Origin of the sequence: Roseiarcus fermentans, from assembly GCF_003315135.1 — a bacterium.
Classification (GTDB): domain Bacteria; phylum Pseudomonadota; class Alphaproteobacteria; order Rhizobiales; family Beijerinckiaceae; genus Roseiarcus; species Roseiarcus fermentans.
Window position 1 is genome coordinate 1 of the sequence record NZ_QNRK01000004.1, and the last position, 9,056, is coordinate 9,056.

Below are 9,056 nucleotides of genomic sequence, written 5' to 3' on the forward strand. Positions count from 1 at the left end.
GTAACTCCCAAGCCGGCAGCGAACAGCGCCGTCATCGCGAGCGAAGCGAAGCGATCCAGGGCCGCTGGGCTGCTGTTGCGCCCTCTGATCGTCCCGCCGCCCTTCGTTGCGAGCAGAAGACGGAGCGATTTTTTCCGCAGGAGGCAAGCGGCGGCATGGGTTGCTTCGTCGCTTCGCTCCTCGCAATGACGGGGTTGGGAGTAACGTCACTCTGTAACTCCCAAGCCGGCAGCGAACAGCGCCGTCATCGCGAGCGAAGCGAAGCGATCCAGGGCCGCTGGGCCGCTGTTGCGCCCTCTGATCGTCCCGCCGCCCTTCGTTGCGAGCAGAAGACGGAGCGATTTTTTCCGCAGGAGGCAAGCGGCGGCAGCGGCATGGGTTGCTTCGTCGCTTCGCTCCTCGCAATGACGGGGTTGGGAGTAACGTCACTTTTTCACTCCGTGACTCCCGACGTGGGCGCGAAGGGCCGGACAGTGCGCGCCCCGGGAGCGGCGGCGTCCCCCAGTCCGGGTGCGCGAGACGCTCACCCTCCCGTTGAGCGCCGCGATCGCCGCTCGTGCGCCCGGCTTGGGAGATGCGTCACTTTGTAACTCCCAAGCCTTGGCGCGCCTTGGGAATGACGGGCGGTCGTCAACGCCGAGGTGGGGGCGATGACGCTTCCCGCCGTCATCGCGAGGAGCCCGAAGGGCGACGCGGCGATCCAGGGGCCGCCTGCGCTGGCGTTGAAGCGTGGCGACGCCCGGCATACCGCAGACCTTGGCAGCGCCCCCCTGGATCGCCGCGTCCCCCCGGATCCAAGTCTGGATCCAAGTCCGGGGGTCGCTCCTCGCGATGACGGCGGCTTGGGTGTGTGAACCGAGGCCGATCCGGGCCGGCGCTTGTGCAGCCGCGCTCGTCGAGCGCGATACGCAGCCGGCGGCCGCGTACACGCCACGCCTCGACCGCCTGCTTTTCGCAAGAGAGAACTTGCGCCATGGCGCAATCGTGACGGCTCGCGCCGGCGTGCCGCGCCACCGCCTGCCGGATCCGAGTCCGACACTCGGTTTTCGGATGAAGTTTTAAAACAGCAGAACTATTGATAGCATAGTTTCTGTTGTTCGTAAAGCACGCGCGCGCGCCCATCAGCGGGACGGGTGGATCGTCGACGATCGGGCGGGGGAAGCGGGGCGCGAAGTCCGCCCTGAAGCAGGCCGTGAACAAGACGCCGCTGCGCCGTTGACTTCGTTGGCTTCTCCGGGCTGGCTGGCGGGGTGCCGATCGAGGCGGAAGCCGGAGGCGCCGAGGTCTTCACCGCGCCTTGCCGGTCAGCGCCCACCGTGTGGAGCTTGGCGAGTGGGCGCTGCGCGCGGCCTCCTCGATGACGTTTGCGACCGCGCGCGGCTGCGAGATGAAGATCCGTGGCTGCCCTTGATTTCCGTCACCCCGGCGCCCGATCGTTTGTCCATCAGGCGATGCCGGAGCTTTTACAGATGGTCGAGACGAGCATCGCCATCGCCAATCACGCAGAGACTTGGGAGTGTTCCGACGCCGACGGAATCTTGCGCCGGGGGCTGGACGAGACGGCGTTGCGGTCGCGCCGCGGCCGATGCGGCCGTTCCTCGCGTCGGACAAGACGGAGCCGTTTTCCCCAGCCTCGACGGTTCGAACGCCCGACTCAGCGGGTCGTGTAGCCGCCGTCGACGACCAGAACCTCGCCGGTCACGTAGCTCGCCGCATCGGAGCAGAGAAACAGGGCCGCCGCAGCGACCTCGTCCGGTTGGCCGACCCGGCCCATGGGGGTCATGCGTCGCCAGATGGGGAACCAATCCGGGTTGGCGATTCCGCCGCGGGAAAGATCGGTCTCGATGTAGCCGGGCGCGACCGCGTTGACCCTGATGTTCTCCGCCGCCAACTCGCTGGCCAGGCTCTTGGTCATCATGTGGACCGCAGCCTTGGAGCTGTTGTAGGCGACCTGATTCTGCGGGATGTTGGAGACGATCCCCGAGATGGAGCCGACGTTGAGGATGACGCCCTTGCCCTGGGCGCGCATCGGCGCCAAGGCGGCTCGGCAGCCGCGAAACAGCGCGTCGACGTTGAGGCTCATGATCTGCCGCCAGGTGGCGTCGGGGAAGTCGCCGCTGTCGCCGTGAATGGCGATGCCGGCGTTGTTGACCAGAATGTCGAGGCTTCCCGCCTTCGCGACCGTGTCGGCGACCAAACGCTCCGCGGCGCCGTCCTCCAAGAGCTCGCAGGCGAGGAAGTCGAAGGAGACGCCCGCGTCCGAGAGGGTCCGCTCGGTGCTTTTCGGCAGGGTGCGGCCGCTGATGACGATCCGCGCGCCGACCTCGCCCAGCGCCTGGGCGATGGCGAGCCCGATGCCGCGCGTGCCGCCCGTGATCAGAGCTGTTCGGGAATCGAGCCGGAATCGATCGAGAATCATGGTGTGTGTCTCTCCGTCGCGAAGGGGGCGCCCGTCAGATGTCCAGGCTCTGGGGAAGAATCACGAGGTCGCGGATGACGATGTTGCGCGGCCGCGTCAGCATGAAGAGAACCGCCTCCGCCACCTCGTTCGGCTGCATCAGGCTGCCTGCCGCTTCCGCCTCCTCCAGCTTGGCCTTCGGCCAGTCGCTGATCAGCGCGGTCGCCACAGGCCCCGGCGCCACCTCGCCGACGCGAACGCCGTGCCTGGCGACCTGACGCCTCACGGTGTGGACGAACGCCTGCACGGCATGCTTCGAGGCGGTGTAGATCGGCTCCCACACGACGGGAACGAAGCCGGCGACCGAACTCGTGACGATGATGTCGCCGCTCTTGCGCTCGACCATGTGCGGCAGGACCGCATGCACGGTGCGGAAGACGCTGTTGATATTGAGGTTCAGCATGCGGTCCCAGGCGTCGGGGTCGCCCGAGACGACTTCGCCCCCGATATAGGCCCCGGCATTGGCGTGAAAGATGTCGAGATGCCCCGCAATGTCGAGGATCTGGGGCGTCATCCGCGCCACGCTGGACGGGTCGAGGAGGTCGGTGACGATGGGGAACGCACCGTCGCCGAGTTCCGAACAGAGTTCCTGCAGCCTGTCGGCCGCGCGATCCACCAACGCGACGCGCGCGCCCGCCTCGAGCATGGCGCGGGCGCACGCCAGCCCGATGCCGGACGCGGCGCCGGTGACCGCCGCGACCTTTCCGGAGAGTTGCATGGTCATTGGACGCCCTTCGATTGGACCGCCCGCTCAGGCGCGGCCATGGGAAACGCGGGAGCGGCGAGCGAGAGAGTCGACGACCACCGCAATCGCCAGGACGCCTCCGGTAATCATGTATCGGAGCGACGAGGACAGATCGAGCAGCGTCAGACCGCTTGCGATGGACTGGATCACGATGATGCCGAGCAACGCCGAGTAAGCGCTGCCGCGGCCGCCGAACAGGCTGGTGCCGCCGATCACGGCCGCGGCGATGGCGTTGAGATTGACGTCGACGGTGCCGGCCTGCAGATTGGAGCTGGCCAGACGTGCGGCGGACAGCAAGCCGCCGGCGGCGGCCAAAGTCGAGCACAGGGCGAAGGCGCTGGCGTAGATCAGGCGCACGTCGATGCCGGCCCGTCGCGCCGCCTCGCGATTGCCGCCGACCGCGGTCATCGAGCGGCCCCACTGGGTGCTTCGCAGCGCATAGTTCATCGCCATCACCAGCCCGACGAACAGGCCGAACATCCACGGCACGCCGCGGGCGAAGTTGAGGTAGTAGGCCATCCCCTCGAGCACGACGGTGATCAGGCCCGCCTCCAGCAGCAACCCGCCCAGGGCCCGGGAGGACAGTCCGGAGGCCCTGCGCCGCCTTGCCGTACGGAGGCGGCGCACCAGCGTGAGGGCGCCGGGAACCGCGGCCAGCGCATAAGACACGGGCGCCGGCATGACGAGCAGCTGGCCGAACGTCACCAGCGGGGATTCGTAAGGCAGGTTGATCGAGCCTTTCGGCCCGAGGATGTAAAGCTGGAGCCCGAGGAAGCCGAGCAGGCCCGCCAGGGTCGAGACGAAGCTCGGCATGCCGAGGCGGTTGAAGAGCAGCGCATACAGGCAGCCGATCAGGCATCCGGCCGCCAGCGCCGCCAGGATCGCCAGCTCCGGCGGCCAGCCGAGCCGCACCCACAGCACGCCGAGGATGGCGGAAGACAGTCCGCTGACGGAGCCGACCGACAGGTCGATCTCTCCCACCATGAGCACGCAGACGATGCCGAGCGAGATGACGCCGACCGTCGAGCAGTCGAACAGCAGGTTCACGAGATTGCGCGGGGACAGGAAGACCGGATTGAGCGTCTGGAACACGGTCCAGATGATGGCGAGCCCGATGACGACGGGGAGGGACCCGAGATCGCCCGACTGGACGCGGTCGGCGAAGGCCTTGAGCGCGCCGGCGATCCCGCTTCGATCCTTGAGCCGCGTGTCGCCGCGGTCGAGAAGCGCCGGCGAGTCGGCGTGATGTCCGGAATCAGGGCTCATCAATGACGTCCCGGGTTCAAGGATCTGGGTTGGGCGACGCTTCTCGCCCGGCGCGAGACCGCGTTGTCGTCGGCGCCGGTGATCGCGCTCACCAGATCGTGGTTGGATGCGTCCGGCGGGAACACGCCGTTGTTTCGTCCGAGGCGAAGCACCACGATCCGATCCGCCACGGCGCGCACGACCTCCATGTTGTGGCTTATGATCACGACGCCGAGGCCGCGGTCGCGCACGCGTTCGATCATGTTCAACACTTCCGCCGTCTGGGCGACGCCGAGCGCGGCGGTCGGTTCGTCCAGAAGGATCACCCTGGGATTCATCAGCAAGGACCGCGCGATCGCCACGGTCTGACGCTGACCGCCGGAGAGGGCGGCGACCGGTTCGCGGACGCTCGGGATGCGCGCGGACAGCTCGCCGAGCAGCGTCCAGGCGCGGACTTCCATCGCCACTTCGTCGAGTTGCAGCGGGCTGAGTTCCCGCCCGAGAAAGATGTTGGCGACCACATCGAGGTTTTCGCACAACGCCAGGTCCTGAAACACCGTCGCGATTCCGAGGCGCAGCGCGGCGCTGGGGTTCGACAGCGTCACCGGCGCGCCGTCGAACGCAATGGCGCCGGAGCTCGGCTGCAGGACGCCGGCGAGGATCTTGACGAGCGTCGATTTGCCGGCGCCGTTGTCGCCGACAAGCGCGACAATCTCGCCGGGAAAAATGTCGAGGTCCACCTCGGTCAGCGCGGAGACGGCGCCGAAGTTCTTGGAGATGGTCCTCAAGCTGACCAGGGACCGAGGGTCTGACGCCGAGAGGTCGGCAAGTTGCGTCATGGCGGCGTCCCGAATTTCGAATGGATCGATGCGGCCTCTTGCGGGCGCCCCCGGCAGGTCGCCGGGGGCGGCCGCTAAGCGTTCGGCCGCGCGGCGGCCGAGCCGGCTTCGCGCCCGGCCCGGCCGCCAATCGGGGCCTACTGGATGCCGAGCTTCTTGCAGCCCTCGGCATAGCGTCCCGAGCAGAGTTCCTCGGGCGTCTGGATCTTCTTGTCGATGATCTCGGCCTTGAGATTCTCCGCCGTCACGACGGCCGGCACGAAGAGCTGCGAGGGCGAGTTGAACAGCGTCGTCGTCGCCTTGGGCGTCTCTCCCTCGAGGAGTTGCACGGCGACGTCAGCGGCCGCCCGCGCCACGATCTCGCTGGGCTTGGAGATGGTGTTGTACTGGTCGCCGGCGATGATGAGCTGCAACGCCGCGATCTCGGCGTCGTTGCCGGTCACCGGCGGCAGCGGGCTCACGCCGGACGCCTTCAGCGCTGCGATCGCGCCGCCGGCCGTCCCGTCGTTGGCCGCCACGACGCCGACGATCTGCTTGCCGAAACGGGCGATCTGCCCCGCCGCCCACTGCTGGGCGTTGCTCGGCAGCCAGTTCGGCGTGTCGAACTCGGCCAGGGTCTTGTACGGACCCGTCGCCAGGCCCTCATGAGAGCCCTGCTTGATCAGACCCGCGGCCGCGTCGGTGGGCGAGCCGTTGATCTGCAGCACGCCGACGCCGTCCGGGGCGACGCCCGTGGCCTTGAGATGCTCCACCAGCGACGCGGCGATCGCCTTGCCGATCCCTTCATTGTCGAACGAGACGTAGAAGTCGACCTTGCCGTCGGGGATCGGACGGTCGTAGGCGATGACCTTGACGCCCTGGGCCTGCGCGTTGTGCACCAGCGACGCCGACGCCGCGGAGTCGACCCCGTCGAGCACGATGACCTTCGCGCCCTGGGCGATGGCGGAGTTGAACTGCTGCTGCTGCTTGGCCACGTCGGCGTCGGCGTTCAGGTAAATCACCTTGCAGCTCGGGCACAGCTTGGTCATCTCGGCGACGAAACCGGGATGATCGTGCTGCTCGTATCGGGTCGAGCCCTGGTCGGGCATCAGGAAGGCGACGGTCGAGCCGGATATGTCGGCGGCCTGCGCGGAGGCGAAGCCCGCCCCCAGCATGACGGCGGCCAGCAGCGCCGGGCGGCTCAGCCGCGAAGAAAACGTGTTCATCGGATCCTCTCCATTCGGTTATGTTGTCGTTGGGGAAAGTTGATCGACCGTCCGTCGTGGTTCCCGTCGACGGACGTGGTGCAGGGCGGGAGCGGTCCCGCCGTCGGAGCGGCCGCGGTTTCGCAGTTCCCCAGACGATCGCGGGTCGACCGCGTCCCCCGAAGGCCGTCTGCCGTGCGCGTCCGTCTTGTTGTCACCATGGGGACAATGCGTGGCTCTTTGCTGATCCTCCCTGCCGTGCGGCTCTGCGGCCGAGACATTGTCGGCCAGTCGCTTCCTGAACTGTGAGGGCGGCATGCCCTTCTCCGCGAGGAATTGGCGGTTGAAATTGGAAAGGTTGTTGAACCCGACCTCGAAGCAGATGTCCGAGACCTGCGCGTGTTCATCGCTCATCAGGATCTGGCAGGCCATGTTGATCCGCAGGCGGCGGATGTACTGAAGGAGCGACATGCCGGTATGCTTGCGGAAGGAGCGAGAGAACGCGCCTGTCGATTGTTTCGCGATCGCGGCCAGATCGCGTTCTTGGAAGGGCTGCGTGAGGTTCTCGCGGATATAGGCGAGCGCCTTGTTCATGCCCGCCGTCATGTAGCCGGAGGGATCGGGAACGTAGCTTTCGCTGGCAAGCACCCGCGCGCTTCGCTCTCGGCTGAGCAGGCCCATGATCTTCATGAAGAGTTCGATGCGGAGAACGCCCTGGGCCTCCATGATCGCTTCCAGGATCGGCCGGACTTCGTGGCTGGTCTGGCTGCTGAACACAACGCCGCGGCGGGCCGACTCCAGAAGCGGCGCGATGGCTTTCAGTTCGGGGAACGCCTTCGTCGCTGCGGCGATGAAGTCGGAGGTGAACTGGATGAAGCGGCAGCGCAGGTCGACCGCCTGACCAGCCGGCACATCGCTGATCCAGTTGTGCGGAAGGTTTGGGCCGGTGAGGACAAGATTGCCAGGTTCGAACTCACCAATGAAATCGCCGACGAAGTAACGGCCCCGAGTCGTTACGATCTGATGGATCTCGAACTCCGGATGGAAGTGCCATCGCACCGTGCGATACGGATAACCGTGGCACATTGCCGAAAACGATTCGCTCGGCCTGATCTGGATGACCTCTAGGTCGGGTTCCATTAGCCGTCCCTCCCTGAGGACGCCGCCGAGCGGTTCTTGTACTGGCTTGTTTCTGCTCGTCTCCGATTGACGATAGCGGCAACTGCCGGCGCGCGCCACCACAGCGCGTTGCGGCGGCTGATACTTTTTTGACATCAAGGTCTGTGGAGTTGAACGTTTGGCCGATGTTGCCGGCGGTCATGTTTCTGATTGACTGAACCCGATCAATATCGAGATGTTGGTTCCGTCGGCTTCGGGGCGGAGCGCCGATCCGGGCTGAGCTGCTCAGGACCGCCGTCGCGAACGGCTGCAATCTCAATCGGTCGACGGGCGGATTGTGAACGTCCGCGGTCTGCGGACCCGGCGATCCGATCGGGCCGGCGGGAATACCGCGGCGCGCGGAAGGCCGCCGTTGTGGACAGCGCGGAACGCGGGCTCGGCCCGCCGCCGGCGTTTGCTATAAGTCCGCCATGGCCCTCCACCTGATCAAGCTCTGCGTCGGCGCCGAGTCGCTCGACGATCTTCGCCAGTGGACGGCGGCGCGGTTTCGCGAGGCGGGCCGGCGCGGGCTGCCGCGCCGCCACGCCCACGTCACCCGCATGGCGCCGAAGCGGGCCGACGACCTCGTCGGCGGCTCGCTCTACTGGGTGATCAAGGGCCAGATCGCCGCGCGGCAGACGCTGCTCGGGATCGAGCCGTTCGTCGACGCCGACGGAATCGGGCGCTGCCGGCTGTGGCTGGACGAGACGGTGGTCGCGGTCGCGCCGCGGCCGATGCGGCCGTTCCAGGGCTGGCGCTACTACGCGGCCGAGGACGCGCCGCCCGACCTCGACGAAACGCAGGCCGGAATCGCCGAGATGCCGGAGACGCTGCGGCGCGAGCTGGCGTCGCTGGGGCTGCTGTGACCGGCCGCGCTTCCGGCGCCGATTCGCCGAGGCGGGCGCCCCCGCCCTCGACGCTTTGAGCGGGCGGCGCAGGCTCGGCCGCGTCAGGTCACGAGCGTGAAGGGGCTCGTGATCTTGGCGAGGACGGCCGCGTCGGCCGAGGCCTGCGCCGCCGTCAGGGTGATCGTCGGTTTGGTCGCGTCGGTCAGCGTGATCGCGTCGATGTGACCGACGTCGCCCTGCAGCAGGCCGAGGCCGGTCGCGATGTTGGCCGCGCTGTCCGAGACGACGACGCCGCCGACCACCTTGTCCAGCAGCGGCCGGTCGGCGGCGAACTGCGCGATCGTCACCGTGATCGCGCCGCCCTTCGCCGTGACCGAGTCGATATGCGCCTGGTCGGCTTCGAGCCCGTCGAGGTTTCCGTTCAAGACGCTCGCCCTGCCGGAGATCGCGAAGCCGCCGGCGATCGTGTCGAGCGCCGGCTGATCGGCGGCGAACACGCCGTTGCCGACCGTCACCGTCCCGCCGCTCGCCGTGATCGCCGTGATGTGGCTCGCGTCCAGCGCCAGCGCCGACGGTCCG

Annotated in this window: 7 protein-coding genes and 1 pseudogene; 1 reads left to right on the forward strand and 7 read right to left on the reverse strand. The window is 67.5% G+C overall.

Translation table 11 applies throughout. The annotated features are described in order from the left end of the window. Positions 1–1,654: 1,654 nt before the first annotated feature. From DFR50_RS04280 to DFR50_RS04305, 6 genes and pseudogenes are all read right to left on the reverse strand, one after another. Positions 1,655–2,419, reverse strand: a complete 765-nt coding sequence (locus tag DFR50_RS04280; RefSeq protein ID WP_113887975.1) for an SDR family NAD(P)-dependent oxidoreductase — start codon at positions 2,417–2,419, stop codon at positions 1,655–1,657. A 34-nt stretch (positions 2,420–2,453) separates the two neighbouring features. Then, the gene (locus DFR50_RS04285; RefSeq protein WP_113887976.1) at positions 2,454–3,182 is read right to left on the reverse strand and encodes an SDR family oxidoreductase; all 729 of its coding nucleotides are present in this window, start codon (positions 3,180–3,182) and stop codon (positions 2,454–2,456) included. Between the two features lie 27 nt (positions 3,183–3,209). Next, complete coding sequence (locus DFR50_RS04290; protein WP_113887977.1) at positions 3,210–4,469, reverse strand: sugar ABC transporter permease; 1,260 nt, start codon at positions 4,467–4,469, stop codon at positions 3,210–3,212. After that, positions 4,469–5,287, reverse strand: coding sequence for an ATP-binding cassette domain-containing protein (locus tag DFR50_RS04295; protein ID WP_113887978.1), 819 nt, complete (start codon positions 5,285–5,287; stop codon positions 4,469–4,471). The genes DFR50_RS04290 and DFR50_RS04295 overlap by 1 nt, the downstream gene beginning before the upstream one ends. Positions 5,288–5,424: 137 nt before the next feature. Then, a complete protein-coding gene (locus DFR50_RS04300) occupies positions 5,425–6,492 on the reverse strand; it encodes an ABC transporter substrate-binding protein (RefSeq protein ID WP_113887979.1) in 1,068 nt (355 codons plus the stop codon). A 243-nt stretch (positions 6,493–6,735) separates the two neighbouring features. Next, positions 6,736–7,611, reverse strand: a pseudogene (locus tag DFR50_RS04305) (AraC family transcriptional regulator); the annotation flags it as partial. A 449-nt stretch (positions 7,612–8,060) separates the two neighbouring features. Here DFR50_RS04305 and DFR50_RS04310 point away from each other — a divergent pair. Beyond that, on the forward strand, positions 8,061–8,495 hold the full coding sequence (locus DFR50_RS04310; RefSeq protein WP_113887981.1) for a DUF1489 family protein: 435 nt from the start codon (positions 8,061–8,063) through the stop codon (positions 8,493–8,495). 83 nt (positions 8,496–8,578) lie between these two features. On the opposite strand, the gene DFR50_RS31875 is transcribed toward DFR50_RS04310, so the two are convergent. Then, on the reverse strand, positions 8,579–9,056 hold a 478-nt coding region (locus tag DFR50_RS31875), incomplete at its 5' end, for a hypothetical protein (protein ID WP_170153049.1).

Bases quoted from the DNA above. Each gene is read 5' to 3' on its own strand.
- DFR50_RS04290 (WP_113887977.1), bottom strand. From the start codon at position 4,469: ATGAGCCCTGATTCCGGACATCACGCCGACTCGCCGGCGCTTCTCGAC.
- DFR50_RS04295 (WP_113887978.1), bottom strand. From the start codon at position 5,287: ATGACGCAACTTGCCGACCTCTCGGCGTCAGACCCTCGGTCCCTGGTC.
- DFR50_RS04310 (WP_113887981.1), top strand. From the start codon at position 8,061: ATGGCCCTCCACCTGATCAAGCTCTGCGTCGGCGCCGAGTCGCTCGAC.
- DFR50_RS04280 (WP_113887975.1), bottom strand. From the start codon at position 2,419: ATGATTCTCGATCGATTCCGGCTCGATTCCCGAACAGCTCTGATCACG.
- DFR50_RS04300 (WP_113887979.1), bottom strand. From the start codon at position 6,492: ATGAACACGTTTTCTTCGCGGCTGAGCCGCCCGGCGCTGCTGGCCGCC.
- DFR50_RS04285 (WP_113887976.1), bottom strand. From the start codon at position 3,182: ATGACCATGCAACTCTCCGGAAAGGTCGCGGCGGTCACCGGCGCCGCG.